Annotated in this window: 27 protein-coding genes; 15 read left to right on the top strand and 12 right to left on the bottom strand. The window is 69.5% G+C overall.

Annotated features, from left to right (window positions below; translation table 11 throughout):
- Positions 1 to 14: 14 nt before the first annotated feature.
- Complete coding sequence (locus BXA03_RS15730; RefSeq protein WP_083716111.1) at positions 15 to 1,367, bottom strand: M23 family metallopeptidase; 1,353 nt, start codon at positions 1,365 to 1,367, stop codon at positions 15 to 17.
- Positions 1,368 to 1,534: 167 nt separating this feature from the next.
- On the opposite strand from BXA03_RS15730, the gene tyrS reads away from it, so the two are divergent.
- On the top strand, positions 1,535 to 2,767 hold the full coding sequence (tyrS, locus tag BXA03_RS15725; RefSeq protein ID WP_076509520.1) for a tyrosine--tRNA ligase: 1,233 nt from the start codon (positions 1,535 to 1,537) through the stop codon (positions 2,765 to 2,767).
- A 112-nt stretch (positions 2,768 to 2,879) separates the two neighbouring features.
- Here tyrS and BXA03_RS15720 read toward each other — a convergent pair whose 3' ends face one another.
- A complete protein-coding gene (locus BXA03_RS15720) occupies positions 2,880 to 3,497 on the bottom strand; it encodes an OmpA family protein (RefSeq protein WP_076509518.1) in 618 nt (205 codons plus the stop codon).
- Positions 3,494 to 3,967 carry a FecR family protein gene (locus BXA03_RS15715; RefSeq protein WP_076509516.1) on the bottom strand — a complete coding sequence of 158 codons (474 nt, stop codon included), beginning with the start codon at positions 3,965 to 3,967 and terminating at the stop codon, positions 3,494 to 3,496. Before BXA03_RS15715 ends, BXA03_RS15720 begins: the two co-directional genes overlap by 4 nt.
- 99 nt (positions 3,968 to 4,066) lie before the next feature.
- On the opposite strand from BXA03_RS15715, the gene BXA03_RS15710 reads away from it, so the two are divergent.
- Together BXA03_RS15710 and dtd are read left to right on the top strand one after the other, a co-directional pair.
- On the top strand, positions 4,067 to 5,029 hold the full coding sequence (locus BXA03_RS15710) for a cation diffusion facilitator family transporter (RefSeq protein ID WP_076509515.1): 963 nt from the start codon (positions 4,067 to 4,069) through the stop codon (positions 5,027 to 5,029).
- Entirely contained in the window at positions 5,026 to 5,466 is a 441-nt protein-coding gene (dtd, locus tag BXA03_RS15705; RefSeq protein ID WP_076509513.1) for a D-aminoacyl-tRNA deacylase, read from the top strand. Before BXA03_RS15710 ends, dtd begins: the two co-directional genes overlap by 4 nt.
- 60 nt (positions 5,467 to 5,526) lie before the next feature.
- On the opposite strand, the gene ybeY is transcribed toward dtd, so the two are convergent.
- Both ybeY and BXA03_RS15695 read right to left on the bottom strand, forming a co-directional pair.
- The gene (gene ybeY / locus BXA03_RS15700; protein ID WP_076509510.1) at positions 5,527 to 5,988 is read right to left on the bottom strand and encodes an rRNA maturation RNase YbeY; all 462 of its coding nucleotides are present in this window, start codon (positions 5,986 to 5,988) and stop codon (positions 5,527 to 5,529) included.
- Entirely contained in the window at positions 5,988 to 6,944 is a 957-nt protein-coding gene (locus BXA03_RS15695) for a PhoH family protein (RefSeq protein WP_076509508.1), read from the bottom strand. The genes ybeY and BXA03_RS15695 overlap by 1 nt, the downstream gene beginning before the upstream one ends.
- Positions 6,945 to 6,992: 48 nt before the next feature.
- Here BXA03_RS15695 and ruvA point away from each other — a divergent pair, with 48 nt between their 5' ends.
- On the top strand, positions 6,993 to 7,574 hold the full coding sequence (ruvA, locus tag BXA03_RS15690; protein WP_017761470.1) for a Holliday junction branch migration protein RuvA: 582 nt from the start codon (positions 6,993 to 6,995) through the stop codon (positions 7,572 to 7,574).
- Between the two features lie 142 nt (positions 7,575 to 7,716).
- On the opposite strand, the gene BXA03_RS15685 is transcribed toward ruvA, so the two are convergent.
- From BXA03_RS15685 to BXA03_RS15660, 6 genes are all read right to left on the bottom strand, one after another.
- A complete protein-coding gene (locus BXA03_RS15685) occupies positions 7,717 to 8,664 on the bottom strand; it encodes a phosphatidate cytidylyltransferase (protein WP_076509505.1) in 948 nt (315 codons plus the stop codon).
- Positions 8,661 to 9,299, bottom strand: coding sequence for a lysophospholipid acyltransferase family protein (locus BXA03_RS15680; protein WP_076509835.1), 639 nt, complete (start codon positions 9,297 to 9,299; stop codon positions 8,661 to 8,663). Before BXA03_RS15680 ends, BXA03_RS15685 begins: the two co-directional genes overlap by 4 nt.
- A 62-nt stretch (positions 9,300 to 9,361) precedes the next feature.
- Positions 9,362 to 9,847, bottom strand: a complete 486-nt coding sequence (locus BXA03_RS15675) for a hypothetical protein (protein ID WP_076509504.1) — start codon at positions 9,845 to 9,847, stop codon at positions 9,362 to 9,364.
- Positions 9,844 to 11,169, bottom strand: a complete 1,326-nt coding sequence (locus tag BXA03_RS15670; protein ID WP_076509502.1) for a phosphatase PAP2/dual specificity phosphatase family protein — start codon at positions 11,167 to 11,169, stop codon at positions 9,844 to 9,846. Before BXA03_RS15670 ends, BXA03_RS15675 begins: the two co-directional genes overlap by 4 nt.
- On the bottom strand, positions 11,166 to 12,920 hold the full coding sequence (locus BXA03_RS15665; protein ID WP_076509500.1) for a bifunctional alpha/beta hydrolase/class I SAM-dependent methyltransferase: 1,755 nt from the start codon (positions 12,918 to 12,920) through the stop codon (positions 11,166 to 11,168). The genes BXA03_RS15670 and BXA03_RS15665 overlap by 4 nt, the downstream gene beginning before the upstream one ends.
- Positions 12,921 to 12,966: 46 nt before the next feature.
- On the bottom strand, positions 12,967 to 13,575 hold the full coding sequence (locus BXA03_RS15660; RefSeq protein ID WP_076509498.1) for a CDP-alcohol phosphatidyltransferase family protein: 609 nt from the start codon (positions 13,573 to 13,575) through the stop codon (positions 12,967 to 12,969).
- Between the two features lie 108 nt (positions 13,576 to 13,683).
- Here BXA03_RS15660 and ruvB point away from each other — a divergent pair, with 108 nt between their 5' ends.
- The 6 genes from ruvB to BXA03_RS15630 all read left to right on the top strand — a co-directional run bounded on the left by ruvB (position 13,684) and on the right by BXA03_RS15630 (position 20,928).
- Positions 13,684 to 14,748 carry a Holliday junction branch migration DNA helicase RuvB gene (gene ruvB / locus BXA03_RS15655; protein WP_076509496.1) on the top strand — a complete coding sequence of 355 codons (1,065 nt, stop codon included), beginning with the start codon at positions 13,684 to 13,686 and terminating at the stop codon, positions 14,746 to 14,748.
- Between the two features lie 36 nt (positions 14,749 to 14,784).
- Complete coding sequence (gene dmeF, locus BXA03_RS15650; protein WP_076509493.1) at positions 14,785 to 15,786, top strand: CDF family Co(II)/Ni(II) efflux transporter DmeF; 1,002 nt, start codon at positions 14,785 to 14,787, stop codon at positions 15,784 to 15,786.
- A 160-nt stretch (positions 15,787 to 15,946) separates the two neighbouring features.
- Positions 15,947 to 16,822 carry a UDP-2,3-diacylglucosamine diphosphatase gene (locus BXA03_RS15645; protein WP_076509490.1) on the top strand — a complete coding sequence of 292 codons (876 nt, stop codon included), beginning with the start codon at positions 15,947 to 15,949 and terminating at the stop codon, positions 16,820 to 16,822.
- Positions 16,823 to 16,914: 92 nt separating this feature from the next.
- On the top strand, positions 16,915 to 18,549 hold the full coding sequence (locus BXA03_RS15640; protein WP_143476332.1) for a peptide chain release factor 3: 1,635 nt from the start codon (positions 16,915 to 16,917) through the stop codon (positions 18,547 to 18,549).
- Positions 18,549 to 19,373, top strand: a complete 825-nt coding sequence (locus tag BXA03_RS15635; protein ID WP_234983705.1) for an HAD-IIB family hydrolase — start codon at positions 18,549 to 18,551, stop codon at positions 19,371 to 19,373. The genes BXA03_RS15640 and BXA03_RS15635 overlap by 1 nt, the downstream gene beginning before the upstream one ends.
- Before the next feature lie 112 nt (positions 19,374 to 19,485).
- Positions 19,486 to 20,928 carry an NAD-dependent succinate-semialdehyde dehydrogenase gene (locus BXA03_RS15630; protein WP_076509486.1) on the top strand — a complete coding sequence of 481 codons (1,443 nt, stop codon included), beginning with the start codon at positions 19,486 to 19,488 and terminating at the stop codon, positions 20,926 to 20,928.
- 63 nt (positions 20,929 to 20,991) lie between these two features.
- Here the strand turns inward: BXA03_RS15630 and BXA03_RS15625 are convergent, their stop codons facing one another.
- On the bottom strand, positions 20,992 to 21,969 hold the full coding sequence (locus BXA03_RS15625; RefSeq protein WP_076509484.1) for a tripartite tricarboxylate transporter substrate binding protein: 978 nt from the start codon (positions 21,967 to 21,969) through the stop codon (positions 20,992 to 20,994).
- A 207-nt stretch (positions 21,970 to 22,176) separates the two neighbouring features.
- Between BXA03_RS15625 and BXA03_RS15620 the strand changes: the two genes are divergently transcribed.
- The 5 genes from BXA03_RS15620 (at position 22,177) to BXA03_RS15600 (ending at position 26,851) form a co-directional block, all read left to right on the top strand.
- Positions 22,177 to 23,016, top strand: coding sequence for a transporter (locus BXA03_RS15620; protein WP_076509482.1), 840 nt, complete (start codon positions 22,177 to 22,179; stop codon positions 23,014 to 23,016).
- Between the two features lie 131 nt (positions 23,017 to 23,147).
- Complete coding sequence (locus tag BXA03_RS15615; RefSeq protein WP_076509480.1) at positions 23,148 to 23,801, top strand: thermostable hemolysin; 654 nt, start codon at positions 23,148 to 23,150, stop codon at positions 23,799 to 23,801.
- Positions 23,798 to 25,240, top strand: a complete 1,443-nt coding sequence (locus BXA03_RS15610) for an AMP-binding protein (RefSeq protein WP_076509475.1) — start codon at positions 23,798 to 23,800, stop codon at positions 25,238 to 25,240. The genes BXA03_RS15615 and BXA03_RS15610 overlap by 4 nt, the downstream gene beginning before the upstream one ends.
- 40 nt (positions 25,241 to 25,280) lie before the next feature.
- The gene (locus tag BXA03_RS15605; RefSeq protein WP_076509472.1) at positions 25,281 to 25,973 is read left to right on the top strand and encodes a TenA family transcriptional regulator; all 693 of its coding nucleotides are present in this window, start codon (positions 25,281 to 25,283) and stop codon (positions 25,971 to 25,973) included.
- Positions 25,970 to 26,851: an SDR family oxidoreductase gene (locus tag BXA03_RS15600; protein WP_076509470.1), complete on the top strand. Its 882-nt coding sequence runs from the start codon at positions 25,970 to 25,972 to the stop codon at positions 26,849 to 26,851. Before BXA03_RS15605 ends, BXA03_RS15600 begins: the two co-directional genes overlap by 4 nt.
- The last annotated feature ends 11 nt before the right edge of the window (positions 26,852 to 26,862 follow it).

The raw sequence follows: 26,862 nt of genomic DNA, 5'->3' as shown, positions 1-26,862 counted from the left end.
GGCGGGGCGAGCGCTCAGTCCGCCCGGGCCTGCAGTACTGCGCTGGCCGACGCCAACTCGGTGCGGGCAGCGACCATCACCTTGGCGAAGGCCGCGCGAGCCGAGGCCGGAATCGGCGTGCCGCCATCCTGTTCGGCCAACATCCGCTGCGGATCGAAGTACTGGCCGTCGATCCGGAACTCGAAATGCAGGTGGGGGCCGGTGGCCCAGCCCGTGGAGCCCACGGCGCCGACCTTCTGGCCTTGGCTCAATGACTGGCCGACCTTGACGTCGATGCGGCTCAGATGCGCATAGGCTGTCTGCTGGCGATTACGGTGGTTGACGATGACGATGTTGCCGTAGCCGTTCTGCCAGCCGGCGAAATCGACCGTGCCATCGCCGACCGTGCGCACGGGCGTGCCGGGGGGGGCGGCGAAGTCCGTACCGGTGTGCTGGCGCCAGCTGTTGAGGATCGGATGCAGCCGCATCGCGAAGCCGCTGGACACGCGGGTGAACTCGACGGGCGAGGCGAGGTACGCGCGGCGCAGGCTCTCGCCGTCGAAGCGGTAATAGCCGCCCTTCTGGCCGGTCGGCTCGAACCATAGGGCTTGGTGCACCTTCCCACCGGTCTCGAACTCGGCGGCCAGCACGCGGCCGCTGCGCATCGCCTGACCGTCGGCTTCCAGGCTCTCGTACTGCACGGCGAAGCGATCGCCTTTGCGCAACTGACGGAAGTCGACGTCGCCAGAGAAGATGTCCGCCAACTGGGTGGCGATGGCGTCAGGGATGCCGGCGGCGTCGGTGGCGGCGAAGAGCGAACTCTGGATCGTGCCGCCAGCGACGCGTTGGTTGACGTCCAGGGTCTCGACCTCGCTGCGCACGGCGAAGCCGGCGCCTTCGGGCTGGACGGTGATGCGGCGGAAGCCGCCCGCGCTGTCAGGCACCCAGCGGGCCGACAGGCGTTGCAGGCGACCATCCTGGCCGAGTTCGGCCGCGATCATGCGGCCCACACGGCTTAGCATCGCCGCCCGGGCTTCGCCATTGCTGCGCACGAAGGCGGCAGCGGCCGGATCGTTCACACCCAGGCGCCCCAGCAGGGCGTCGGCCGTGTCGCTGGCGCGGGTGGACTCGGTGCGGAACAGAGTGAAGCTGTAGCCGTCAAGGGCCTCGCTCTGGCTTTCGACAGCCAGGGGGGTGACGGCTTCGAGCACTTGGCGGATCGGCAGATCCGCCGCGTCGGGGCCCAGGGAAGCGACGGCGAAGGCGCCGCCGCCGGTCGTCATCAGCAGCGCGGCGACGGCGGCGGTGAGATGGCGGGGATGGGTCCGGATGACAAAGGCGACACGAGAGGCAAACGCTTCCTCGGCGGCCAGAATGCCGTTGATCAATTTCGACAACGTAGGAATCCAGGGCTCGGGTTCGGCGGCCGCCCTGAGGCGCTGTAGGTGAGCGCTGATGCCGGGCGGGGCGAAAAGAGGCGCTGCGTAGAATGATCCGCGGCGCAAAAGCCGACGGAGTATAGCGGCGTGTGTTGTTTCCGCCCCTCAAAATCGCAATGAATCCCCAGTCTCCTATTGGTCAAACACTATCGGATGGTGTAGGACAAGCACTCGAAATCTCGCTACGGGGCGCCGACGAACTGCTTCCCCAGGACGAGTGGATCCGCAAGCTGCAGCGCGCCGAGAGGACCGGCCAGCCCCTGCGCATCAAGCTGGGTTTGGACCCGACTGCGCCCGACATCCACATCGGCCACACGGTGGTGCTCAACAAGATGCGCCAACTGCAGGACCTGGGCCACCAGGTGATCTTCCTGATCGGCGACTTCACCACCCTGATCGGCGACCCTTCGGGTCGCAACAGCACGCGCCCGCCGCTGACGCGCGAGCAGATCGAAGAAAACGCGCAGACCTATTACCGCCAGGCCAGCCTGGTGCTGGATCCGGCCCGTACCGAGATCCGCTACAACTCGGAATGGAGTGACCCGCTGGGCGCGCGCGGGATGATCCAGCTGGCGGCCAAGTACACGGTGGCGCGCATGATGGAGCGCGACGACTTCACCAAGCGCTTCAAGGCGGGCCAGTCGATCTCGGTGCATGAGTTCTTGTACCCGTTGATGCAGGGCTACGACTCGGTGGCACTCAAGAGCGACCTGGAGCTCGGCGGCACCGACCAGAAGTTCAACCTGCTCGTGGGCCGGCATCTGCAGCAGGAATATGGCCAGGAGCCGCAGTGCATCCTGACCATGCCGCTGCTCGAAGGCCTCGATGGCGTCGAGAAGATGTCCAAGAGCAAGAACAACTACATCGGCATCAGCGAGGCGCCGAACACCATGTTCGCCAAGGTGCTGTCGATCTCGGACGCGCTGATGTGGAAGTGGTTCACGCTGCTGAGCTTCCGCTCGCTGAAGGAGATCGCCGCGCTCAAGGCCGAGGTCGAAGGTGGTCGCAATCCCAAGGACGCGAAGGTGATGCTGGCCAAGGAGATCACGGCCCGCTTCCACAGCGTCCAGGCGGCCGACGCGGCCGAGCAGGACTTCATCAACCGCAGCCGCGGAGGCGTGCCGGACGAGATCCCCGAGGTGCAGATCAGCGGTGCGCCGCTGGGCATCGCCCATGTGCTCAAGGCGGCTGGCCTGGCCGCGTCGACCTCTGAAGGCAACCGACTCATCGACGGCGGCGGCGTGCGGGTGGATTCCAGTGTGGTGAGCGACAAGGGGCTCAGGTTGGAGGCCGGCAGCTACGTGGTGCAGGTGGGCAAGCGCAAGTTTGCACGGGTGCTGTTGGCCTGAAGAGCGCAGGGCGCCAACCTGCCCCAGCGGCCCTCTCCACTAAACGCTTCCTCCGCGCCTGGAGGAGGTGAGATGTATGGCCGGTGGCCGATGGCCGCCCTGCCGACACTGCTCAGCGCAGATCGACCACCACCCGCCGGTTGCGCGGCTCGTCCACCTCGTCCGCCGTCGGAACGGCCGGCTCGCGCTCGCCGCGGCCCGCCGCCTCGATGCGCTCCGGGGCAAAGCCGCGCTGGATGAGCATCTGTCGCACCATCTGGGCTCGCGCCAGAGACAGCGCGTCATTGGGCGCGGTGGCTCCGCGCGTGTCGGTATGGCCGGTGATGACGAGGTCCGCACCCGGGCGGGCGGCGGCCTCGCTCAGTAAGGCGTCGAGGTCGCGTTGCGATTGCGTCGCCAACCGTGTTCCGCCCGTGTCGAAGAAAAGCACGAAGCGCCGGGGCCGTGGTGGCCGCAGCGAGAAAAGCGCGGGGTTCTGGGCCTGCACCGCGGCCGCGTCGGTGTTGTCGAGTCGGGGCGGTTGGTTGGGGGCGACCACCGAAGCGCGTTCGTATGGCTTGTCCAGGCGTTGCTGGCCAGCCGCCGTGCTGATGACCACCGCGGAGGGTGAGCCGTCATCCTGCGGCAATAGCACGACGCGGGTCGACGGCGGCGGCGCCGCGCACGCGGCCAGGAGCAGCGCCGCAGCGGGCACGGCCCAGCGCAGCAGATCGAGCAGGCGGCGCGTCATGGCGCGTCGGCGGACACGATGAAGTCCGTTCCACGAATGCCGATGGTGGCCGTCTGCGTCTCGACGCGCACGGCCTCGGGGTGGGACCGGCCCAGCAGGCCAGAAATCATGCGCAGTGAGCCACGAAGCAAACCGACCAGCAGGTTGCCATCCTGCGTGGTGCTGTCGAAGCGGTAATCGCGGATGTCCACGTGGGTAGACGGACCCACGACCAGCGTGGTGCCGTCGCGCAGCACGAAGCCTGCGGCGCCCTGGGCGTCCGTCTCGATGCGATCGGTGGTCCGCAGCAGGCTGCCGACCTGCGCAGCCTGCGACTGGCCGGCTGCGTCCACGATCCGGACCTGGCCCTGGACCGACTTGATGAAGCCGGCATGACCGCCGTTCACGGCATCCTGCGCGTGGGCCGGGCCCACAATGCCGGCCCAGAGGGCGGCGGTGACGAAAAGGCCTGGGAGCGTGATCTGTCTCATGACCTTAATCTGGCGCTAAAGCAAAACCGCGCATGATAGGAGCCGCCCCTGCAGCGGCCCGTGACCCGCTGGCTGCCCGCGAAGTTTCTGACGAATAGCATGAAATATTTCTCAATCGCCAACGATTCGCCGCTTTGGCAGCCGCGCAACCTGCTCAAGCTGTCCATTGGCGTCGCGCTGCTCACCATCCTGCTCAAGAGCATCGCCGGCTATGTGACCCATTCCATGGGCCTGATCTCGGATGCGATGGAGTCCTTCGTCAACCTGGCCAGTGCCGTTTTCGCCCTGAGCATGGTGACAGTGGCGGCACGCCCGGCGGATGACGACCATCCCTACGGCCACCACAAGGCCGAGTACTTCTCCTCCGGCTTCGAAGGCGTGCTGATCGTCGGTGCCGCGCTGGCCATCGCCGGTGCGGCGGTGCACCGCTTGCTCAATCCGCAGCCGCTGGAGCAGCTGAGCTGGGGTCTGCTGCTCTCGGCCGTCAGTTCTGCCTTCAATGGCGGGCTGGCATGGCTCTTGTTCCGGGCCGCCAAGAAGCACAGCTCCATCGCGCTGGAGGCCGATGGCCGCCACCTGATGACCGACGTCTGGACCTCCGTGGCGGTGATCGTCGGCGTGATCGCAGTGGGCTTCACCGGCTGGCTCTGGCTGGACCCGCTGCTGGCCATCGGCGTGGCGATCAACATCATCTGGGAGGGCGGGCAGCTGGTCTGGCGCTCGGCCCAGGGCCTGATGGACGAGGCGCTGGCGCCGGCCGATCAGGCGCTGCTGCAGTCGGTGCTCGACCGCATCGCGGCCGAGACGCCCGCCGAGACCGAGCTGCGCTTCGACCACCTCGTGACGCGCCGCGCCGGCCGCCGCTGTTTTGCCGACTTGCACATGCACCTGCCCGGCGGCTGGACGCTGCGCCGCGCCGCGCTGATGCGCGACGACGTGGAGCGTGCGCTGATGGGCGTGTTGCCCAATCTGCGGGTGACCATTCAGCTGCTGCCGCTCAAATTCGAGTCGCGGGCCGCGCTGGCGCAGGACCGCGATCCGGTCGGCCGGGTGCTGCCATGAAGGCGCTGCTGCAGCGGGTGCGCGAGGCGCGCGTGGAGATCGGCGGCGAGCTGACTGGCGCCATCGGCCCGGGCCTGCTGGTGCTGGTGTGCGCCGAGCCGGACGACACCGAGACCGTGGGCGAGCGCCTGCTGGCCAAGGTCCTCAAGCTGCGCATCTTCTCGGACGAGGCCGGGAAGATGAACCGCAGCGTGCAGGACGTGGGTGGCGGGCTGCTGATCGTCAGCCAGTTCACGCTGGCGGCGGATGTGCGTGGCGGCAACCGGCCGAGCTTCACGGGCGCCGCGCCGCCGGATGAGGGACGGCGGCTCTACGACGCCTTCGTCGCGCAGGCCCGCAGCCTGCATCCCGAGGTGGCCACCGGGCGCTTCGGCGCCGACATGCAGGTGCACCTGGTCAACGACGGTCCGGTCACGATCCCGATCGACATGCGCTGAACGCCGGGATTGCTAACGGGCTGCACGCCGTGGTGCAGCGGGTCCGTGAAAGCCGCGCGCTCAGCGGCCCCGATACGGATTGCGCACGCCCAGCCCGGCCAGGATCTCGATCTCGCGCGCCTCCATGGCTTCGGCATCCTCGTCGCCCGTCTCGTGGTCCCAGCCCTGCGCATGCAGCGTGCCGTGCACCAGCAGGTGCGCGTAGTGGGCGGCCAGGGTCACGCCCAGCTCCTTCGCTTCGCGGGCCACGACGGGCGCACACAGCACCAGGTCGGCCATCACCATCGGTGACTGCGCATAGTCGAAGGTGAGCACGTTGGTCGCGTAGTCCTTGCCGCGGAACTCGCGGTTGAGCTGCTGCCCTTCCTCGGCGTCCACGATGCGCACGGTGATCTCGCCGGGCGCCTCCAGCGCATGCCGGATGCAGCGGGCCACGCGGTGACGGGGCAGGGCGGCGCGGTGGCGCGCCAGGGCGTCGATGCGGCCGAACTGCAGCGACAGGGCAAGGGGCGGCATCGCCATCACTCGGCCTTCGCGCTGCTGCTGCGCTTGCGGGAGGCGTCGTAGGCATCGACGATGCGCGCCACCAGCGGATGGCGCACCACGTCGCCGGTGTCGAAGCGGGTGAAGGCCAGGCCCTGCACCCGGCGCAGCACGCGCTCAGCTTCCACCAGGCCGCTGGTCTGCGTCTTGGGCAGGTCGATCTGGCTGATGTCGCCCGTCACCACGCACTTGCTGCCGAAGCCGATGCGGGTCAGGAACATCTTCATCTGCTCGGGCGTGGTGTTCTGCGCCTCGTCGAGGATGACGAAGGCGTTGTTGAGCGTGCGCCCCCGCATGAAGGCCAGGGGCGCGATCTCCAGCGCGTTGCGCTCGAAGGCCTTGGTGACCTTTTCGAAGCCCATCAGGTCGTACAGCGCGTCGTAGAGGGGGCGCAGGTAGGGGTCGACCTTCTGCGACAGGTCGCCGGGCAGGAAGCCCAGGCGCTCGCCGGCCTCCACCGCCGGGCGGGTGAGCACGATGCGCTGCACGCTGCTGCGCTCCAGCGCATCGACCGCGCAGGCCACCGCGAGGTAGGTCTTGCCGGTGCCCGCCGGGCCGATGCCGAAGGTGATGTCGTGGTTGGCGATGTTGTCGAGGTACACGCTCTGGTTGGGCGTGCGCGCACGCAGGTCGCCGCGGCGGGTGGCGAGCGTGAGGCCGCCGTCCTCGGCCTCGGCCATCTGGCCGTCGCCGGCCAGGGTGAGCTGCACCATGGCGGCGTCGAGCGGATGACGGGCGATCTCGTACAGGGCCTGCAGCACCTCCAGTGCGCGTTCGGCGCGGGCCTTGGGACCGTCGATCTTGAACAGCTCGTGGCGGTGGGCGATCTTGACCTCCAGCGCCTCCTCGATGCGGCGCAGGTGCGCGTCCATGGGGCCGCACAGGTGGGCCAGGCGGGTGTTGTTCGCGGGGGTGAAGCTGTGGCGGAGAATCACTCGGCTTTTTTCTCTGGCAGATGGAATCGAAGGATCGGCAAGCAAGTCATGATAGGAAAACTCACCGGAACCCTGGCCGAACGCAACCCGCCGCAGATCGTGATCGACTGTGGCGGCGTGGGCTATGAGGTGGACGTGCCGATGAGCACCTTCTACAACCTGCCGCAGGTGGGCGCGAAGGTCTCGCTGCTCACGCATTTCATCGTGCGCGAGGATGCCCAGATTCTCTACGGCTTCGCCTCGGCGGAAGAACGTGCGGCCTTTAGGCAGCTGATCAAGATCGCCGGCGTGGGGCCGCGCACGGCACTGGGCATCCTGTCGGGCCTGAGCGTGGGCGAGTTGGTGCAGGCCATCGCGCTGCAGGAGCCGGGTCGGCTGGTGAAGATTCCCGGCATCGGCAAGAAGACTGCCGAGCGCCTGCTGCTCGAGCTCAAGGGCAAGCTGGGCGACGCCGTGGGCACCGCCGGCGCCGCCGCCCAGCCCGCCAGCGACGCCCAGGCCGACATCCTGCAGGCCCTGCTGGCGCTGGGCTACAACGACAAGGAAGGCGCCGCCGCGCTCAAGGCCCTGCCCAAGGACGTGGGCGTGAGCGAGGGCATCAAGATGGCGCTGAAGGCGCTGGCGAAGTAGGCGCTCAGGTTCCGCTGACTTTTGCTCGAAAGGGCGCGGAGCAGGCCACGCGTGGACATCCGCGGAACCGGCTTTGCCGGGCCGCTGGATGTGCCCCCTTGAGGGGGGAGGCGGAGCGCGAAGTGCGAAGCCTGGGGGTGGGTCAAGGAACCCACCAATAGTGCAGTGCGTGGAAGTACATGGGCGCGGCAAAGATCACCGAATCCAGCCGGTCCAGCATGCCGCCATGGCCCTCGATCATGGTGCCCCAGTCCTTCACGCCGCGGTCGCGCTTGATGGCGGACATCACCAGCCCGCCGAAGAAGCCCATCATGCAGATCATGAAGGCCATGAGCGCGGCCTGCCAGGGCGCGAAGGGCGTGGCCCACCATAGCGCGGCGCCCAGCAGCGTGGCGCTGGCCACGCCGCCGATGAGCCCTTCCCAGGTCTTGGAGGGCGACAGCTCCGGCGCCACCTTGCGCTTGCCCATGAGCTTGCCCCATACGTACTGCAGCACGTCGCTGCCCTGCACCACGATCACCAGGAAGGCGATCAGCAGCAGGTTGCGCCCCTCGAAGCCGGGGATGTTCAGCGTCAGCAGCGCCGGCACATGGCTGATGCAGAACACGCAGACCATCAGGCCCCACTGCACCTTGGACGTGCGCTCCAGGAAGCGCTGCGTGTCGCCGCCCAGGGCCGACAGGATCGGCAGGATCAGGAACACCTCCACCGGAATGAAGATGGCGAACATGCCGTACCACTCGATCCACACCAGGAAGTACTGCACCGGCAGCGCCACGTAGAAGGCGGCGGCCATGGCCAGGTGGTCGCCGCGCCGGGTGTAGGTCAGGCTCAGGAACTCCCGCAGCGCATAGAACGACACCAGGTAGAAAAGCACGATTACGCCCAGCTTGCCGAAGGCGAAGGCCAGGCCGATCACGGCCACCATCACCCACCAGGCATTGACCCGGGCGTTGAGGTTGTCGATGACGGCATGCGGCCCGCCCTGCGCCACGCGCCACTTGAGCAGTACGCCGATGGCCGAGGCCAGCACCAGCACGCCGGCCACGCCGCCGAAGAGCATCAGGGTGGTATGGGTGGATGGACTCATGGCGCCTCCGCCTTGTCGTGGTCGGGCCGCAGATCCAGCATGGCCTGCTGGGCGCGGGCCAGGAAGGACGCCTTATCCTCCCCTGGCGCCAGCAGGAGGGGCGTGCCATACCGAACCGAGCAGGCCAGCGGCACGGGCACCAGTTGCCCCTTGGGCAGCACGCGCTTGAGGTTCTCGATCCACACCGGAACCAGTCGCACCTGCGGGCAGGCACGGGCGATGTGGAAGAGCCCGCTCTTGAGTGGCAGCATCACCGCGTCGCCCGTGTTGCGCGTGCCCTCGGGGAACATGATGAGCGAGTCGCCCGCCTCCAATGCCTGCACCATCTGCCCCACGGGATTGGCGGCGTCACCCCCCGCTGCACCGCTGCCGTCGCGGCGGATCATCAGCGCATTGAACACATCCTGGCCGATGAAGCGGCGCAGCCGCGAGGCCAGCCAGTAGTCCTGCCCCGCGACGGGCCGGGTGATGGCCCGCAGGTCGGGCGGCAACGTCGCCCAGACCAGCACGAAGTCGCCATGACTGGAATGGTTGGCGAAATAGAGCGTGGTGTCGGCCACGGGTGTCGTGCCGGTCCAGATCGCACGCACGCCCGTGAGCAGGTTGGCGACCAGCACGATGGCGCGGGCGGCCATGAAGGCGCCGGCCTGCCGCAGCAGGACGCGCGGGTGGGGTGTATCGGAATCGAGGATGTCGTTCATGGAGAAGGCAGGCCGGCGCAGAGTCCGGCAGTCAGGGCGATCAGGACGCAGAGGCTCTGCAGCAGCACCACGCCCAGATGCCGGCGCATCAGGGTCTGCGTGCCGCGCCGGCGCTCGTCCAATGGGCGTGGGGTGCCTGGCGACGAGGGGCGCAGGCCCAACCAGGCCAGAGCGTCATCCAGCGCGGCCAGGTCGGGCAGGGTGCCCAGTGCAAGGGCGTTGAAAAGGCCCTCGTCCAGACGCAGGCGCAGCGCCAGGTAGCGCTCGGCCAGGCCCAGCAGCCCACCCACGGCCCAGGCGAAAGAGACGGGTTTGCTGACCAGCAGACCCCATCCGCAGGCCGCCGCGGCGAGGGCGAGGATGCAGACGGCGGACAGCACCAGGCTCCAGGCGGCCACGGGCCGCTGGGCGTCGAGTCGTGCGGCCAGGGCGGCACAACGGCTGCGTATGTGCGCGTCGGGGAGGAGCAGCGGCGAGGTCATGCGCTGCGTTCCGAGGGCGGCTCGTGCTGCAGCGCCGCCAACGCGCCGCGCCAGGGCGCGCGCAGCACGATCTGGGGGCGTGCGCGCCGGACCGCCGCCTCGGCGGCGCCCAACTCCGGCATGGCCCCGTGTCGCAGCAGCCAGCCCACGACCGTCGCAGCACTGCGCGAAAAGCCCAGTGCGCAGCAGACCCACACCGCGCCATCACCGGCGCGCCGCTGGCCCTCCAGCACCGCGATGGCGCGACCCAGCCGGGCGCGCGAGGGCGTGACCAGGTCCAGCATGGGCACGCAACGGGCACCCGGCACGGGCGGCAGTTGCAGTTCGGCGCACAGGCTCAGCAGCCGCGGCCGGCCTGCGGCCTGCCACTGTGCCTGGGAGGGCAGGCGTCCCAGCCACAGGCCCGGGGCCACCTCCACGCGGGCCGGCAGCGTGCGTGTCCAGGCCCACGCGTTGACGGCGGCTGCGGCCTGGTAGGGGCCCAGGAGCCAGCGCGCGGCGTAGTGCATGCGACCGTGCCGGTCCATGCGGAAGCCGCGGGCACCGAAGCCGGCGTAGTTCAGCGCCACCAGAGCCAGCGACGCGGCGGGCCAGCCCAGCCACAGGAGCCATCCGCCGCCCTGCAGAGCCAGCGCCAAGCAGAGCAGGGCCCCGACCGCGTAGGCCCCGGCCAGCCGCAAGCGCCCGCCATCCCGCGCCAGCCGCCAGGCGCGGGGCAGCGCCACCTGGCGCTCCAGCGGCCACAGCCACACGCACAGCAGGCCCAGCAGCGCGCCGGTCGGGATGTCGATGAAATGGTGCTGATAAGTGGTCAGGACCGAGGCGCAGATCAGCAGTGTCCAGCCATGCAGCACGGCGCGCGCCCAGCGCGGGCGGATGAGCTGCCGGTACCAGTCCCACAGGATCACGGCCAGCGCGATGTGCAGCGAGGGCGCCTGGTTGAAAGGCTTGTCGAAGCCGCGCAGCGCCTCGAACAGGAAGGCGGGCGCGCCTTGGACCGCCGGTTGCCCGAAGCTGAAGCCCAGCGGCCAGAGTACGAAGCAGGTGACGGCCGCCACCTGCGCCGTCAGCAGCCGCGCCGCATGCCGGTCGACGAGATGCCGCGTGCGGCCCAGGAACAGCGACAGCGCGTAGAAGGCATTGATCGACCAGTAGGGAAAGATGGTCCATGCCCAGAAGGGCAGGCCCCGTTCCCAGTCGAACACCACCGAGGGCACCTGCGCCAGCGTGCCGGCCCACCAGTTGGCCAGGCCGTAGCTCAGGTAGAAGAAAGGCCCCAGCAGGGCCAGCCAGGCCAGCGCGCGCTTCCAGGGCCGCTTCATGCCTTCTGCGCGAGCGAGACGGTGAAGATGCCCCAGCGGTCCACGCGCTGGGCGACCTTGCGAAAGCCCGCGGCCTCCACCAGCTGGTCCATCTCGGCCTGCGTGCGGCGGCGCATCACCCAGGCCTGGCCCTGCCGATGGCTGGTGAGTGCCCGCGCGATCATCTCCAGCTGCGGATGCCAGGGCTGGCCGGTGTAGACCAGGTAGCCGCCGGCCTCCACGGCGTCGGCCACGCCGGCGAGCGAGCGGGCGACCATGTCGTTGTCGGCGAACAGCTCGTAGAGCCCCGACACCACCGCCAGTGTCGGTCGCGGGGTCACGGCCGCCAGGCTTGCGCGGTCGAAGGCATCGGCCTGGACGAATTGGGCTACCGCCTGGAGGCCGCGCTCGGCGATGAGGCGCTTTCCATCGCGGACGTTGATGTCGCTGTAGTCGCGCAGCAGGATCGATGCAGGCGCGCCCGGACTGTTCGACACCGCGTCGAGCACGTAGCGACCATGACCGGCGGCAATGTCCATCACGCGGATGTCGCGGCCTTCGTGGGCCAGCCGCGTGATGGCGTCGCGCAGCAGCTCTTCCACATGCAGCTTGCGCTGGCGGATGCCGCGCCAGCCGATGGAATCGAGGTAGGTCCTGTCGACCATCCGGCCCACCACGGGCGCGCCCGCCGGCGCGTTGCGGTAGACGTAGTCCAGCGTGCTGCCGGAGTCGAAGCCGGTGGCGTGGCCCAGAGCGATGCCTTGCGACAGATGGCCGCCCAGCCGGAGGCCGGCGCGCGTGGCGGCCCAGTAGAGCCCGCGTGGCGACAGGGGCGCCAGCGGCTGGGCCAGCGCGCGGGCCTCGTCTGCGGTGAAGCCCTGGCGGTCGGCCGTGCGCAGGTCGACTGGGTCGGGTGGCGCATCGAACAGGCGCAGCACGAAGCTGCGCACGGCGGCCACGGCCCCTGCCCGGTCGCGTTCGCCCAGCGTGTCGTGGAAGAAGCCGGGCAGTTCCAGCTTCTCCTTGATACGGCTGCCCAGCCGGTCGAAGAAGCGGTGCTGCGGCCCATGGTGCACCACCCAGTCGGCGCCGGAGATCAGCAACTGCGTCGGCAGCACGATGGCCTGCGCGTCATCGACCACGCGCTCGGCGGCCTCGTACAGGTCGAGCAGGATGTTGACGGCGATGGGACGCGTGATGAGTGGATCGGCCTGGTAGCTGGCGATGCGCGCCGGGTCGTGCGTGAGGAACTTCGGCTTGACGTAGCTGTTGACGAAGAACAGCCCGCGCAGCCTGTGCATGAGCGCGAGGCCGGGCCGCGCGAAGGGCACGTAGAGCTTGACCTTGAAGGCCGGCGAGGCGAGCGTGAGGCCGCGGACCTTGGGCGCGTAGTCGTGTGCCCAGGTCGAGATCAGCACGGCGCCCACGCTCTGGGCCACGACGTGCATGTCCTGCTCGGCCACGCCGTGCTGCGCGGCGATGTGCTCGACGAAGGTCTGCACGTCGCGCACCGAATGCGCGAAGCTGGGGCTGTGGCCGCGCTGGCCCGGCGAGCGGCCATGGCCGCGAGCATCCCAGGCGAAGAAGTCGAAGTCGGGCAGGTCCAGCTCGTCCACCAGGTGTGCCATGCGGGCACCATGCTCGTGGCCGCGGTGGAAGAGCAGCACCGCACCACGGCGCCTGCCGGTGGCAGGCCAATGGCGGTAGAAGAGCGATTCGCCGTCGTGCGTCTGGAAGTGCAGTTCCTCGGCGGTGCGTGGTGGGGCCGTCATGCGTGTTCTTCTCCCTGCGGTTGTTGTGGATCCTGTCGGCGCTGGTTCATGGTGCGGTGCGCTCGATCAGGGCGGCGCGCACGCGGCGCATCACCGTCCAGCCCACGGCCAAGGCCAGCAACGGCATCAGCCAGGCCGCCGCGGCCGGCAGCGGCCAGCCCAGGGCCACGTACAGCCCCAGCGCGCCGAACACGAAGGCCCGGTCGCTCTTGCCCATCGGCCCGTCGTAGCGGCGGCTGGCGCCGACCGTCGGCCCCAGCGCGCCCGCAAATTCGGACAGGCCCGCCAGCACGATCACCATGCCCACCCAGAAGCCCGAAAAAGGCATCACCGCGGCAAAGGGCAGGTACAGCGCCGCGTCGGACACCACGTCCGTCAGCTCGTTGAGGAAGGCGCCCAGGGCGCTCTGCTGGCCATGCTCGCGCGCCAGCATGCCGTCGACGGCATTGAAGGCCATGCGCACCAGCATCCACAGCGGCACGAGCGCGAAGGCCGCGCGGGTGGGCGCGGCCCAGAACAGCCACAGGCCGAGCGCCACGGAGACGACGCAGGCCGCCATCGTGACCTGGTTGGCGGTCACGCCGGCCTGGGCCAGACGACGGACGCCTGGCCGCAACAGGGCCTGGAAGCGGGGCTTGAGCTGGTAGATGGACAAGGTGATGCCAAAGGTCGGTGAAGCGGCCGATTCTGCCGCCTGAACCGGTGCTGAACGCGTCTCGGCCGCGGCAGGCGCCGCCTACAATCGCACGCTCCTTCCCGCGACATGTCCATCCACACCGACGACTTCGCCCCGGTACCGCAGCGTGTGGTGTCCGCGGCCCCCGCCTCGCCCAACGAAGAAGCCATCGAACGTGCCCTGCGGCCCAAGCTGCTGCAGGAATACGTGGGCCAGGCCAAGGTGCGCGAGCAGCTCGAGATCTTCATCGGCGCGGCCCGCAAGCGGCGCGAGGCGCTTGACCATGTGCTGCTCTTCGGCCCGCCGGGCCTGGGCAAGACCACGCTGTCGCACATCGTCGCGGCCGAACTGGGCGTCAACCTGCGCCAGACCAGCGGCCCAGTGCTCGAAAAGCCCAAGGACCTGGCCGCGCTGCTGACCAACCTCGAGCCCAACGACGTGCTGTTCATCGACGAGATCCACCGGCTCTCGCCGGTCGTCGAGGAAATCCTGTACCCCGCGCTCGAGGACTACCAGATCGACATCATGATCGGCGAAGGGCCGGCGGCGCGCAGCATCAAGCTCGACCTGCAGCCCTTCACGCTGGTGGGTGCCACCACGCGCGCGGGCATGCTGACCAACCCGCTGCGCGATCGCTTCGGCATCGTCGCGCGGCTGGAGTTCTACACCGCCGATGAGCTCACGCTCATCGTCACCCGCAGTGCCGGCCTGCTCAACGCGCCCATCGACCCCGAGGGCGCCTTCGAGATCGCCCGTCGTTCGCGCGGCACGCCCCGCATCGCCAACCGGCTGCTGCGCCGGGTGCGCGACTATGCCGATGTGAAGGGCGATGGCCGCATCACCCAGTCCATCGCCCACAAGGCGCTGGCCATGCTCGACGTGGACCCGGAAGGCTTCGACCTGATGGACCGCAAGCTGCTGGAGGCGGTGATCCACCGCTTCGACGGCGGTCCGGTGGGCCTGGACAACATTGGCGCGAGCATCGGCGAGGAGTCCGGCACCATCGAGGACGTGATCGAGCCCTACCTGATCCAGCAGGGCTACCTGCAGCGCACGCCGCGCGGTCGCATCGCCACGCTGGCGGCCTATCGCCATCTCGGCGTGGCGGCGCCCAGCAGCCGCAGCGCCGACGGGGACTTGTTCGGCGGCTAGCCGGACGGCGGGGCGGCTGCCAGAATCGCCGCCGCCATGCACACCCACGACATCAGCCCCTGGCAGCACAGCCACCAGTTCGACACTGGCAACCCCGCCGCCGAGCGCAGCACCCGCTGGGTGCTCGCCATCACCGCCGCCGCGATGGTCATGGAGATCGCCGCCGGCTGGTGGTTCAACTCCATGGCCCTGCTGGCCGACGGCTGGCACATGAGCTCTCACTCGGTGGCCATCGGCGTCAGTGCCTTCGCCTACACCGCGGCGCGCCGCCTGGCGCGCGACCGGCGCTTCGCCTTCGGCACCTGGAAGATCGAGGTGCTGGGCGGCTTTGCCAGCGCGGTCTTCCTGCTGGTGGTCGCGGGCCTGATGGTCTTCGGCTCGCTGGAGCGGCTGTGGTCGCCGGAGCCGATCCATTACCGCGAGGCGGTGATCGTGGCCGCGCTGGGCCTGGCGGTGAACCTGCTGTGCGCCTGGCTGCTGGCCGGGGCGCACGGGCATGACCACGGACACGGACACGGACACGGACACGGCCATGGCCATGGCCACGCGCACGGCGGGCATGGGCACGGTCACGACCATGGCCATGACCACGGTCACCACCACGACCTGAACCTGCGCTCGGCCTACCTGCACGTGCTGGCCGACGCCGCCACCTCGGTGCTGGCCATCGTCGCGCTGCTGGGCGGCTGGTTCCTGGGCTGGGCCTGGCTCGACCCGGTGATGGGCGTGGTCGGCGCGGTGCTGGTGGCCAACTGGGCGCGCAGCCTGCTGCGCCAGACCAGCGCCGTGCTGCTGGACCGCGAGATGGACCATCCCGTCACCGAGGAGATCCGCGAGGGCATCGAGACCGGACTGGCCGATTCCCACACCCGCGTGGCCGACCTGCATGTCTGGCGCGTGGGCCGCGGCGCCTACGCCTGCGCGGTGACGGTCGTCACGCATTCGCCCACGCTGGATGCGGATGGCGTGCGCGCCTGCTTCTCCATGCACGAGGAGATCCGGCACTCCACCGTGGAAGTGCAGCGCTGCAGCGCCTGAGCCGCGCATCGGCGGGTCCGGTCGCGCCGCCGCTTCGCATCACGCCGGGCGACGGTGACCTGGCACCTGCCGTTGGCATTGAAACGGCTGGCCCCGACGTCACATCGTCGTCACGCCACCGCCATGCTGCCGTCATGCGCCGCGCCGATGCTGCCGGTCCATGCAACGCGACGACGCCTTCCTGCGCGCCTGGCAAGACAACGCCGGCCGCCTGTCCGATGCCGGCGAGGACGAAGGCGGGGGCGATCGCCCCATGCTGCGCTTTCGCACGCTGTGGATCTCCGACCTGCACCTGGGCACGCCCGGCTGCCAGGCCAACGCCCTGCTCGACTTCCTGAAGAACACCGAGTGCGAGACGCTGTACCTGGTCGGCGACATCGTCGACGGCTGGCAGCTCAAGCGGCACTGGTACTGGCCGCAGGCCCACAATGACGTCGTGCAGAAACTGCTGCGCAAGGCGCGCAAGGGCACGCGGGTGATCTTCATCCCGGGCAACCACGACGAGTTCGCGCGCAAGTACCTGCACCACAACTTCGGCGGCATCGAGGTGGCCGACGAATGGGTGCACGAGACGGCCGACGGCCGCAAGCTGTGGGTGATCCACGGCGACCTGTTCGACGGCGTCATCCAGTGTGCCAAGTGGCTGGCCTACGTGGGCGACTCGCTCTACGAATTCACGCTGCGCCTGAACCGGCACTTCAACTCGCTGCGCGCGCGCATCGGCCTGCCCTACTGGTCGCTGTCCAAGTACCTCAAGCACAAGGTCAAGCGCGCCGTGAGCTACATGGGCGACTTCGAGCAGGCGGTGGCCCGCGAGGCCGAGCGCCGCGGCATGCAGGGCGTGGTCTGCGGCCACATCCACCATGCCGAGATGCGCGAGATCGACGGCATCCTGTACTGCAACGACGGCGACTGGGTCGAGAGCCTGACGGCGCTGGCCGAGCATGCCGACGGCCGGCTGGAGCTGGTCGACTGGACGCCTCGCGTGCGCCAGCAGGGCCGCCGCGCGGCGCAGCCCGTGCCGGCCCTGGGCTGACCGCCCGGCGCGAGCGCTGCGCCAAAAGCCCCGGCCCGCACGGCGGGCGCGCTGCCGTCTGCGAAAATGGCGGGTTGCCCTGGAGCCCGCCTGTGTCCTCTCCCTACGCCGCCGAAACGCGCCGCCGCCGCACCTTCGCCATCATTTCCCACCCCGATGCGGGCAAGACCACGCTGACGGAAAAGCTGCTGCTGTTTTCGGGCGCGATCCAGATCGCCGGCGCCGTCAAGGGCCGCAAGGCCAGCCGCCACGCCACTTCCGACTGGATGGAGATCGAGAAGCAGCGCGGCATCTCGGTGGCCAGCTCGGTGATGCAGATGAGCTACCGCGAGCACGTGGTCAACCTGCTCGACACGCCCGGCCACAAGGACTTCTCCGAAGACACCTACCGCGTGCTCACCGCCGTGGACTCGGCCCTGATGGTCATCGACGCCGCCAACGGCGTGGAATCGCAGACCCGCCGGCTGATCGAGGTCTGCCGCCAGCGCGACACGCCCATCATCACCTTCGTCAACAAGATGGACCGCGAGGTGCGCGAGCCGCTGGACATCCTCGACGAGGTGGAGCGCGAGCTGGGCATGCCCTGCGTGCCCATGACCTGGCCCGTGGGCCAGGGCAAGAGCTTCGGCGGCATCATCAACCTGCGCACGCAGGCCATGACGGTGTTCGAGTCGGGAAGCGAGCGCCGCCCGCAGGACTTCGAGACCATTCCGCTCAGCGACACCGACAGGCTGCGCGCCCGCTTCGGCGCCGAGTTCGACAGTGCCCTGGAGAGCATGGAGCTGGCCACCGGCGCCTCGCCCGAGTGGGACCACGAGGCCTTCCTCGCCGGCAAGCAGACGCCCGTTTTCTTCGGCTCCGGCGTCAACAACTTCGGGGTGATGGAGGTCCTAGACGCGCTTGTGGATCTGGCCCCCTCGCCGCGCGCCCGCACCAGCACCACGCTGGTCAACCGCCAGCCGGTGGTCAAGGAGATCCAGCCCCAGGACAAGGACTTCGCCGGCGTGGTCTTCAAGGTGCAGGCTAACATGGACGCCAACCACCGCGACCGCATCGCCTTCGTGCGCATCGCCTCCGGCAAGTACGAGCCGGGCATGAAGCTGCGCGTGCAGCGCACCGCCAAGGAGTTGCGCCCCACCAGCGTCGTCACCTTCATGAGTCAGCGCCGCGAGGCGGTGGAAGAGGCCTATGCCGGCGACATCGTGGGCTTCACCACCCACGGCGGCGTGCAGTTGGGCGACACCCTCACCGACGGCGCCAGCCTGCAGTTCACCGGCCTGCCCTTCTTTGCGCCCGAGATGTTCATGACCGTGGTGCTCAAGAACCCGCTGCGCACCAAGCAGCTGCAGCAGGGCCTGATGCAGCTGGGTGAGGAGGGCGCCATCCAGGTCTTCAAGCCCGAGGCCGGCGGCAACATGCTGCTGGGCGCCGTGGGCCAACTGCAGTTCGAAGTGGTGCAGCACCGCCTGAACACCGAATACGACTGCGACATCCGCCTCGAAGGCTGCCAGTACACCGGCGCGCGCTGGATCACCGCCGACACGCCGGCCGAGCTGCGCGAGTTCGAGAACGCCTACCCCCTGCGCATGGCACGTGACGCGGCCGACACGCTGGCCTTCCTCTGCACCAGCCCCTACGACGTGCGGCTGGCGCAGGAGCGCTTTCCCAAGATCCATTTCCATCCGCTGCGCGAGCACGCCGGCCTGGCGCTGCAGACGGCCGGCTGATGGGCCACGAGACGATGCGGCCGTTGGCCGACTGGTCCGAAGCCGCCCGCCGCGGCCTGGTGGGCGTGTTCACCGACATCGACGACACGCTGACCACCGAGGGCGCCATCACGCCCGACGCGCTGGATGCGCTGGCCGCCCTGCAGGCCGCCGGCCTGCAGGTGGTGGCCATCACCGGCCGGCCCGTGGGCTGGAGTGAGCCCTTCGCCGCCCGCTGGCCGCTCGACGCCATCGTGGCGGAGAACGGCGCCGTGGCGCTGGTGCCCGAAGGCATCTGGCAGCCGGGCGGTGTGCGCCTGCTGCACAAGCGCTACCAGCAGGACGCCGCCACCCGCGCCGCCAACTTCGCGCGCATGCAGGCCGTGCTGGCGCACATCGAGGCCAGCATCCCAGGCGCGCGCCGCGCTACCGACAGCGCCGGCCGCGAATGCGACATCGCCATCGACCACAGCGAGTTCACGCAGCTGTCCGAGGCGCAGATCGACAAGGTGGTGATGGCCATGCGGCACGAGGGCATGCACGCCACCGTCAGCAGCATCCACATCAACGGCTGGTACGGCGAGCACAACAAGCTGTCGGGTGCGCGCTGGATCGTGCGCGAACTCTGGGGCCGCGCGCTGGACGCCGAGATGGGCCGCTGGGCCTACGTGGGTGACTCGACCAACGACGCGCTGATGTTCCAGGCCTTCGACCACAGCATCGGCGTGGCCAACGTGGCCCGCTTCGTGCCGCACCTCTCGCACCTGCCGCATTACGTGGCCGAGGGCGAGCGCGGCGCCGGCTTCGCGCAGGCGGCGCACGCCGTGCTGGCGGCCCGGCGCTGAGGCTGCAGGGCCGCGCCCGTCGCGGTAGGATCATGGGCTCCGCCCGGCGCGTACGGCTTTGCCCGCCGCGCCCGACATGCCTGTCTGCCTTCCATTCCAGCGAAAGACGACCATGACCGCCTCCTATCCCAACACCCAGCTCCTGATCGCCAACGAATGGGTCGATGCCGCCAGCGGCAAGACCCTGGACGTGATCAACCCCGCCACCGGCCAGCCCATCGGCAAGGTGGCCCATGCGGGCAAGGAGGACCTGGACCGCGCGCTGGCCGCGGCGCAGAAGGGCTTCGAGGCCTGGCGCTTCACGCCCGCACACGAGCGCGCCGCCCTCATGCGCAAGGCCGCGGGCCTGGTGCGCGAGCGCGCCAACGAGATCGCGCCGCTGCTGACGCAGGAACAGGGCAAGCCGCTGGCCGAGGCCCGCATCGAAGTCGTGGCCGCCGCCGACATCGTCGAATGGTTCGCCGACGAAGGCCGCCGCGTGTACGGCCGCATCGTGCCCTCGCGCAACCTGGCCGCGCAGTCGCTGGTCATCAAGGAGCCGGTCGGCCCCGTCGCTGCCTTCACGCCCTGGAACTTCCCTATCAACCAGGTGGTGCGCAAGTTGGGCGCCGCGCTGGCTGCCGGCTGCTCCTTCCTGGTGAAGGCACCCGAAGAGACGCCCGCCTCGCCCGCTGCCCTGATCAAGGCCTTCGTCGACGCCGGCGTGCCGGCTGGCGTGGTCGGCCTGGTGTTCGGTGATCCGGCCGAGATCTCCAGCTACCTGATCCCGCATCCGGTGATCCGCAAGATCACCTTCACCGGCTCCACGCCGGTGGGCAAGCAACTGGCCGCCATGGCTGGCCAGCACATGAAGCGTGCCACCATGGAACTGGGCGGCCATGCGCCGGTGATCGTGGCAGACGACGCCGACATCGCCCTGGCCGTCAAGGCTGCCGGTGCCGCCAAGTTCCGCAACGCCGGCCAGGTCTGCATCTCGCCCACGCGCTTCCTGGTTCACAACAGCATTAAGGCCGAGTTCACCGCCGCGTTGGTCAAGCATGCGCAGGGCCTGAAGGTCGGCGACGGCCTGGCCGAAGGCACGTCGATGGGCCCGCTGGCCAATTCGCGTCGCCTGACGGCCATGGCCAACGTGGTGCAGGACGCCCGTGCCAAGGGTGCCAAGGTGGTGGCGGGCGGCGAGCGCATCGGCAGCGAAGGCAACTTCTTCGCACCCACCGTGCTGGACGACGTGCCGCTGGACGCCTCGGTGTTCAACGACGAGCCCTTCGGTCCCGTGGCGGCCATCCGCGGCTTCGACCAGCTCGAAGACGCCATCGCCGAGGCCAACCGCCTGCCCTTCGGCCTGTCTTCGTATGCGTACACGCGCTCGATCAAGAACGCGCATCTGCTGTCGCAGCGCATCGAGGCCGGCATGGTCTGGATCAACCAGCCCGCCACGCCCACGCCAGAGATGCCCTTCGGTGGCGTCAAGGATTCCGGCTATGGCTCCGAGGGCGGCCCGGAGGCCATCGAGGCCTACCTCAACACCAAGTCCGTGACCATCATGGCGGCCTGAGCGTTCCCATCGCTCAAAACAGAAAGGGCCGCATCGCGGCCCTTTCTGTTCATGGCGTCACGCTCACTGCGGCTTGCCCAGCCCCAGCTTGTCGATCACGGCCTTCTCACGCTCCACCGTCTCGCGGGCGAAGCGGGTGTAGTCGGCGCTGCCCATGTAGATCGGCACCATGTCGTACTTGCCCAGCGAGGCGAGGTAGCTGGGTTCTTCCATCGCCTGCTTGAAGGCGTCGTGCAGCTTCTTGACCACCTCGGGCGGCGTGCCGCGCGGGGCGCCGATGCCGAAGGGCGAGTTCTGCACGATGTCGTAGCCCAGCTCCTTGAGGGTGGGCGCGTCCGGGAAGCGTTGCAGCCGCTTGTCGCCCCAGGTGTTGAGCACGCGCATCTTGCCGGACTCCACGTAGGGCGCCCAGCCGGTGCTGTCGGCGCCGGCCATCAGCTGGCCGCTCATCAGCGCCAGCGTGAGGTCGGCGCTGCCCTTGTAGGGCACGTGCTGCAGCTGGATGCCGGCGCGCTGCGCCACCAGCTCGGTGGTCAGGTGCGGGCTGGTGAGCGTGCCGGTGGAGCCGTAGGTGAGCTTGCCCGGGTTGGCCTTGGCATAGGCCACGAAGTCGGCCCAGTTCTTGAACGGGCTGTCGGCCGGCACGACGATGCCGAAGGCGTAGCCGGTGACGTTCAGCACGTAGCTGATGTCCTTGATCGGGTCCCAGTTGATCTTGGTCGTATAGCCCAGCCGGAACACGCCGAGCGGGATCTGCGCCAGCGTGTAGCCGTCGGGCTGCACGGTCTGCAGCTGCTGCGCGGGCAGCGTGCCGCCGGCGCCGGGCTTGTTGTCGATGATGACCGGCTGGCCCAGCACCTTGCTGGCGTTTTCGGCCAGCTGGCGCATGGTGATGTCGGTGGGGCCGCCGGCCGGGAAGGCGATGACGAGGCGGATGGGTTTCTCGGGAAAGGCGCGTGCAGCCTGCTGGGCCTGTGCACTCATGGCGGCAGTGCCGAGGGCGGCGATCATCAGGGCGCCGAGGAGGGGGCGACGGTGCATGGAAGGGGTCTCCGGATCTTGCTTCGTAAGGCCGGCCATTAGGCGTGAGGCCGGGCGACGCGGCAATCGGTAGCGGCCCGGTCGAAGGGGCTTTGCTGTAGCCAAGGTGACGCTCGCGCGCCTGGAATGGAGCTGTGCCGCCCGCGGGCGGATTCATCAAGAGTTCACTGCGCCTGCGTCCAATGCGCAGCGCTTGTTCACACCACGATGAAGATGATCCCGAACCCGCCGCGGCGCTCCCGCGCGCCGATGGCACGACAGCAACGGGGAGGCCGCTGGCTCAGCGGTACGCCCACGGCCCTGACCCTCCTGGCCATGGCACTGCCCCTGCATGCCATGCAGCCCCTGATCACCGACGACACCGGCACGCAGGGCATCGGCGTGCAGCAGATCGAGATGGCCGCTGCGCGGGCGCGCCAGGCCACGGGCCCGGCGCGCCAGACCGGCGACAACCTTTCGGCCACCTATACCTATGGCGTCGCCGACACGGTCGATGTCTATGTCGCGCCGACCTACCTGCGCATGCAGGCCGATGGCAGCCGTGTGAGCGGCTGGGGCAACACCGCCCTCGGACTCAAGTGGCGCTTGTATGAGAACGAGGCCACCGGCACCAGCCTCGGCATCAAGCCCGAGTTGCAGGCGCCCGTGAGCAGCGCCCGCGAGGGGCGGGGCCTGGGCGACGGCCGCAGCTCGGGGCAGGTGACGCTGCTGCTGAGCCAGCAGTTGCCCTTCGGCGCCCTGCACGCCAACTATGCGTGGGGCCGTCAGCGCGACATCGATCCGGCGGCCGGCGCCATCAACCGGCGCCTGTCCACCGCGCTGGTCTGGAACATCGCCGAGGACTGGAAGCTGGCCGCGGATGTGGGCCTGCAGCAGCGCCAGGGCCGCGACGCGACGCGCCAGCGCACGCGCTATGCCGAGCTGGGCGTGGTCTACAGCCTGAGCCCGCGTTGGGACCTGGCGGCCGGGTTGATCCGCGCGCGGGACGACCAGCAGCCGGCCGTCCGCACCACCACCGGCACGCTGGGCCTCACGGGCCATTTCTGAGTCATCCACCGGTCAGGAAAAGGGCGCGAAAGACCGGCTCGCACTTAATTTGGCGTTAAGCGCGTCCGCAGACCATCAGGCCATCCGTCAACCTGCGCAGGGGCTTCGTGCCGCTGCGACATGGACCACCCATGCGCCTGTTCTCTCCCCAGGGCGATGCCATGCCGACATCGCCGATACCGTCCGCCTTTCCCGTGGCGGGCCACCTCACGCGGCATCCTGAGGCCGACCCGCATCGCGCAGCCGTCGAGCAGAGCATCCGCGAGATGTATGCCCAGCGCTATGGCGCCCTGGTGCCGGCCTTTGCCCCCATGCTGCTGGCGCTGCGCGAAGGCAGCCATGTGCTCGCGGCGGTGGGCTACCGACGTGCGGACGAAGGTGCGCTGTTCCTGGAGCAGTACCTCGATGCGCCCGTCGAGGCGTTGATCGCCGCACATGCCGGGCGTCCGGTGGACCGGGCCGGCATCGTGGAGGTCGGCAATCTAGCGGCGCCGCGCGGCGGCGAAGGCCGGCGGCTGGTGCAACTGCTCGGTCCCTACCTGATCGGCGAAGGCTTCGACTGGGTGGTCGGCACCGTCACGCAGGAGCTGCGCGCAATGCTGGTGCGCCTGGGTGTGGCCCCGCTCACCCTGGGCCGTGCCGTGCCCGATGCGCTGGGCGACCAGGCCCGCTGCTGGGGCAGCTACTACGAGCATGAGCCGGTGGTCATGGCCATCCACCTGCGCCGCGCCCTGCGGCATTTCATGACCCGCCGCGCGCGGCTCGCTGCAGGAGGCCGCCCATGAGCGCCGACCTCATCGCCCTCGACGATGGGGTGCGCACCTGGCGTGCCGCCGATATCGAACTGCAGGCCATGGCACTCGCACAGCAGCTCACCGCGCAAGGCACGCGCGTGCTGGCCACGCTCATGGACAACTCACCCGTCTGGGTGATCGCCGACCGCGCCGCGCTGCAGGCCGGCATCGTGCATGTGCCGCTGCCCGCCTTCTTCACGCCCGAACAGATCGCCCATGCCCTCGGCGCGGCGGGCGTGGACACCGTGCTCACCCTGCCGCCCGTGGCCGCCCGTTGGCCGCAGGCGCCTGCGGTGCCGTGCGAGGTCGCGGGCCAGCCGTTCACGCTGCTGCGCCTGCCCGCGCGCGCCGTTCCCATGCCGCCCGGCACGGCCAAGATCACCTTCACCTCCGGCACCACCGGTGCGCCCAAGGGCGTGTGCCTGACGGCCGCTGCCATGCAGCGCGTGGCCGACGGCCTGGTGGCGGCCATGGCGCCGCTGCAGGTGCAACGCCATCTGTGCGCACTGCCCTTCGCCGTGCTGCTGGAGAACATCGCCGGTCTGATGGCACCCCTCACGGCTGGCGCCACCTGCATCGTGCTGTCCCTGCAGGACGTGGGGCTGACAGGCTCATCCAGTTTCGATGTGGCGCGCTTCCATGCCGCCGTGGTGCGGCATCGGCCGAACAGCCTGATCCTGCTGCCCCAGATGCTGCGCGCCTGGACGGGCTACCTGGCGCAGACGCGCCAGCGCGCGCCGGACTCACTCAAGCTGGTCGCCGTCGGCGGCGCTGCGGTCGGCATGGGCCTGGTGCAAGCGGCGCGTTCGCTGGGCATCCCGGCCTACGAGGGCTACGGCCTGTCGGAAGGTGCCTCGGTCCAGACGCTCAATCTGCCGGGGCGAGACCGGCCTGGCAGCGCCGGCGCTGCGCTGCCGCATGCGCGCCTGCGCATTGCGTCCGATGGCGAGATCGAAGTGGCCGGAAGCCTGTTCGCCGGCTACCTGGGCGATGCCCATGCACCTGGCGACTGGTGGCCCACGGGCGATCTGGGCCATGTGGACACCGACGGCTTCTTGCATGTGGATGGCCGCAAGAAGAACCTGCTGATCACGGCCTTCGGCCGCAACGTCTCGCCCGAGTGGGTGGAGACCGCGCTGCGTGGCCATCCTGCGATCGGCCAGGCCGTGGTCTTCGGCGATGCGCAGCCGACACTGTCGGCGGTGCTCTGGCCGCTGGCGGCCGATGCCGACGAAGCGCAACTGCAGGCGGCCGTCGATGCCGCCAACGCCCAGTTGCCCGATTACGCGCGCGTGCAGCGCTGGGCGCGGGCCACGGCCCCTTTCACCGCCGATGCAGGCATGGCCACGGCCAACGGCCGGCCGCAGCGCGCGGCCGTGCTGGCGCGCCATGCGCAGGCGCTGGGCATCCCGGCGCCCGCCGTTGCCTGAGCCTCACCTGCTTTCCCCTTCTTTCTCCACGGAGCTTCCGATGAGTTTCCATGCCCGCCTTGTCGCCGAGACCGCTGCCGAGCGTGCCGGCCTGCTCGGCACCCCCATCATCCAGGGCTGCCTGCGCGGCAACGTGTCCCTGCCCAGCTACCTGGCCTTCCTGCGCGAGGCGTATCACCACGTCAGCCACACCGTGCCGCTGATGCGCGCCTTCAAGGCCAGGCTGGACGCCGGCCATGCCTGGCTCGAAGGTGCGCTCAACGAGTACATCGAGGAAGAGCAGGGCCACGACGAGTGGATCCTGGACGACATCCGCGCCTGCGGCGGGGATGCCGAGGCCGTCCGCCGCGGCCCGCCTGGCCATGCCACCGAGGTCATGGTGGCCTATGCCTACGACACCATCGCCCGACGCAATCCGCTGGGCTTCTTCGGCATGGTGCATGTGCTCGAAGGCACCAGCGTCTCCATCGCGCTGATGGCCGCCGACCAGATCCAGAAGCCGCTGGGCCTGCCCGACGCGGCCTTCAGCTACCTGCGCTCGCACGGCACGCTGGACCAGGAGCACACCGCCCATTTCGAGATGCTGATGGAGCAGGTCGAGGACCCGGCCGATCAGGACGCCATCGTCCATGCGGCCAAGGCCTTCTACCGGCTCTACGGCGATGTCTTCCGCAGCCTGCCGCTGCCGCAGGGCCAGACGGCGGCAACGTCCGCCGCAGGAGTGGCGGCATGAAGGCGGTCGACAGCCGGGTACTGCTCACAGGGGCCAGCGGCGGCATCGGTTCCGCCGCCGCGCGTCGGCTGATCCAGGCGGGCGCCAGCGTGATGCTGGCCGGCCGCTCGCCCGCGCGGCTGGCGGCCCAGGCCCGTGCCCTGGTGCGCGAGCTGGGCGTGGAACGCCACCGCGTCGAGTGGTATGCCGCCGACCTGACACGCGTGGGCAGCCTCGACCCGCTGGCCCAGGTGGCGGCGCAGTGGCAGTGCAACGCCGTCGTCCATGGCGCCGGCACGCCCGCGTTCGGCCGCCTGGAATCCTTCGATGCCGGCGCCGTCGCCCAGGTGCTGCAGTTGAACCTGTTCACGCCCATGCTGCTGACGCAGGCGCTGCTGCCGCACCTGCGCCAGCAGAAGCAGGCCAGCGTGCTGTTCGTCGGCTCGGTGCTCGGTCGACTGGGGCTGCCGGGGTTCAGCGTCTACAGCGCCGGCAAGTTCGGCCTGCGCGGCTTTGCCGAATCGCTGCGCCGGGAGCTGGCCGACACGTCGGTCAAGGTGCAGTACCTCGGCCCGCGCAGCACCAAGACGGAGTTCAACAGCGAAGCCGTCGAACGCTACAACCAGGCCACCAAGACCGCCATGGACGATGCCGACACGGTGGCCCAGGCCCTGGTGCAACTGCTGGAGCGCGGCACGGCCGAGCGCTTCCTGGGCTTCCCCGAAAAGCTGGCCGTGCGCCTGAACGGCATGGCGCCTGCCCTACTGGATGGCGCCTTCGCCGCGCATCGCAACAGCCTGCCGTCCGTGCAGCCGCCCGCGCCGCTCACGCTCGAGCATTTCGAATCGCAGCGGCCCGAGTCGGCCGATGCGCATTCGCTGCAGGCGCCGCAGCTCTGAGGCTGCAGGCC

Source organism: Pseudacidovorax sp. RU35E (genome assembly GCF_900156165.1).
GTDB lineage: Bacteria > Pseudomonadota > Gammaproteobacteria > Burkholderiales > Burkholderiaceae_C > Xenophilus.
This window is presented reverse-complemented; position numbering and strand designations above follow the sequence as displayed.

What these genes read in the sequence shown, in the direction of transcription:
- tyrS (WP_076509520.1), top strand. Translation starts at nt 1,535, where the DNA reads ATGAATCCCCAGTCTCCTATTGGTCAAACACTATCGGATGGTGTAGGA.
- BXA03_RS15720 (WP_076509518.1), bottom strand. Translation starts at nt 3,497, where the DNA reads ATGACGCGCCGCCTGCTCGATCTGCTGCGCTGGGCCGTGCCCGCTGCG.
- BXA03_RS15715 (WP_076509516.1), bottom strand. Translation starts at nt 3,967, where the DNA reads ATGAGACAGATCACGCTCCCAGGCCTTTTCGTCACCGCCGCCCTCTGG.
- BXA03_RS15710 (WP_076509515.1), top strand. Translation starts at nt 4,067, where the DNA reads ATGAAATATTTCTCAATCGCCAACGATTCGCCGCTTTGGCAGCCGCGC.
- dtd (WP_076509513.1), top strand. Translation starts at nt 5,026, where the DNA reads ATGAAGGCGCTGCTGCAGCGGGTGCGCGAGGCGCGCGTGGAGATCGGC.
- ybeY (WP_076509510.1), bottom strand. Translation starts at nt 5,988, where the DNA reads ATGGCGATGCCGCCCCTTGCCCTGTCGCTGCAGTTCGGCCGCATCGAC.
- ruvA (WP_017761470.1), top strand. Translation starts at nt 6,993, where the DNA reads ATGATAGGAAAACTCACCGGAACCCTGGCCGAACGCAACCCGCCGCAG.
- BXA03_RS15685 (WP_076509505.1), bottom strand. Translation starts at nt 8,664, where the DNA reads ATGAGTCCATCCACCCATACCACCCTGATGCTCTTCGGCGGCGTGGCC.
- BXA03_RS15680 (WP_076509835.1), bottom strand. Translation starts at nt 9,299, where the DNA reads ATGGCCGCCCGCGCCATCGTGCTGGTCGCCAACCTGCTCACGGGCGTG.
- BXA03_RS15675 (WP_076509504.1), bottom strand. Translation starts at nt 9,847, where the DNA reads ATGACCTCGCCGCTGCTCCTCCCCGACGCGCACATACGCAGCCGTTGT.
- BXA03_RS15670 (WP_076509502.1), bottom strand. Translation starts at nt 11,169, where the DNA reads ATGAAGCGGCCCTGGAAGCGCGCGCTGGCCTGGCTGGCCCTGCTGGGG.
- BXA03_RS15665 (WP_076509500.1), bottom strand. Translation starts at nt 12,920, where the DNA reads ATGACGGCCCCACCACGCACCGCCGAGGAACTGCACTTCCAGACGCAC.
- ruvB (WP_076509496.1), top strand. Translation starts at nt 13,684, where the DNA reads ATGTCCATCCACACCGACGACTTCGCCCCGGTACCGCAGCGTGTGGTG.
- dmeF (WP_076509493.1), top strand. Translation starts at nt 14,785, where the DNA reads ATGCACACCCACGACATCAGCCCCTGGCAGCACAGCCACCAGTTCGAC.
- BXA03_RS15645 (WP_076509490.1), top strand. Translation starts at nt 15,947, where the DNA reads ATGCAACGCGACGACGCCTTCCTGCGCGCCTGGCAAGACAACGCCGGC.
- BXA03_RS15635 (WP_234983705.1), top strand. Translation starts at nt 18,549, where the DNA reads ATGGGCCACGAGACGATGCGGCCGTTGGCCGACTGGTCCGAAGCCGCC.
- BXA03_RS15630 (WP_076509486.1), top strand. Translation starts at nt 19,486, where the DNA reads ATGACCGCCTCCTATCCCAACACCCAGCTCCTGATCGCCAACGAATGG.
- BXA03_RS15625 (WP_076509484.1), bottom strand. Translation starts at nt 21,969, where the DNA reads ATGCACCGTCGCCCCCTCCTCGGCGCCCTGATGATCGCCGCCCTCGGC.
- BXA03_RS15620 (WP_076509482.1), top strand. Translation starts at nt 22,177, where the DNA reads ATGAAGATGATCCCGAACCCGCCGCGGCGCTCCCGCGCGCCGATGGCA.
- BXA03_RS15615 (WP_076509480.1), top strand. Translation starts at nt 23,148, where the DNA reads ATGCGCCTGTTCTCTCCCCAGGGCGATGCCATGCCGACATCGCCGATA.
- BXA03_RS15610 (WP_076509475.1), top strand. Translation starts at nt 23,798, where the DNA reads ATGAGCGCCGACCTCATCGCCCTCGACGATGGGGTGCGCACCTGGCGT.
- BXA03_RS15605 (WP_076509472.1), top strand. Translation starts at nt 25,281, where the DNA reads ATGAGTTTCCATGCCCGCCTTGTCGCCGAGACCGCTGCCGAGCGTGCC.
- BXA03_RS15600 (WP_076509470.1), top strand. Translation starts at nt 25,970, where the DNA reads ATGAAGGCGGTCGACAGCCGGGTACTGCTCACAGGGGCCAGCGGCGGC.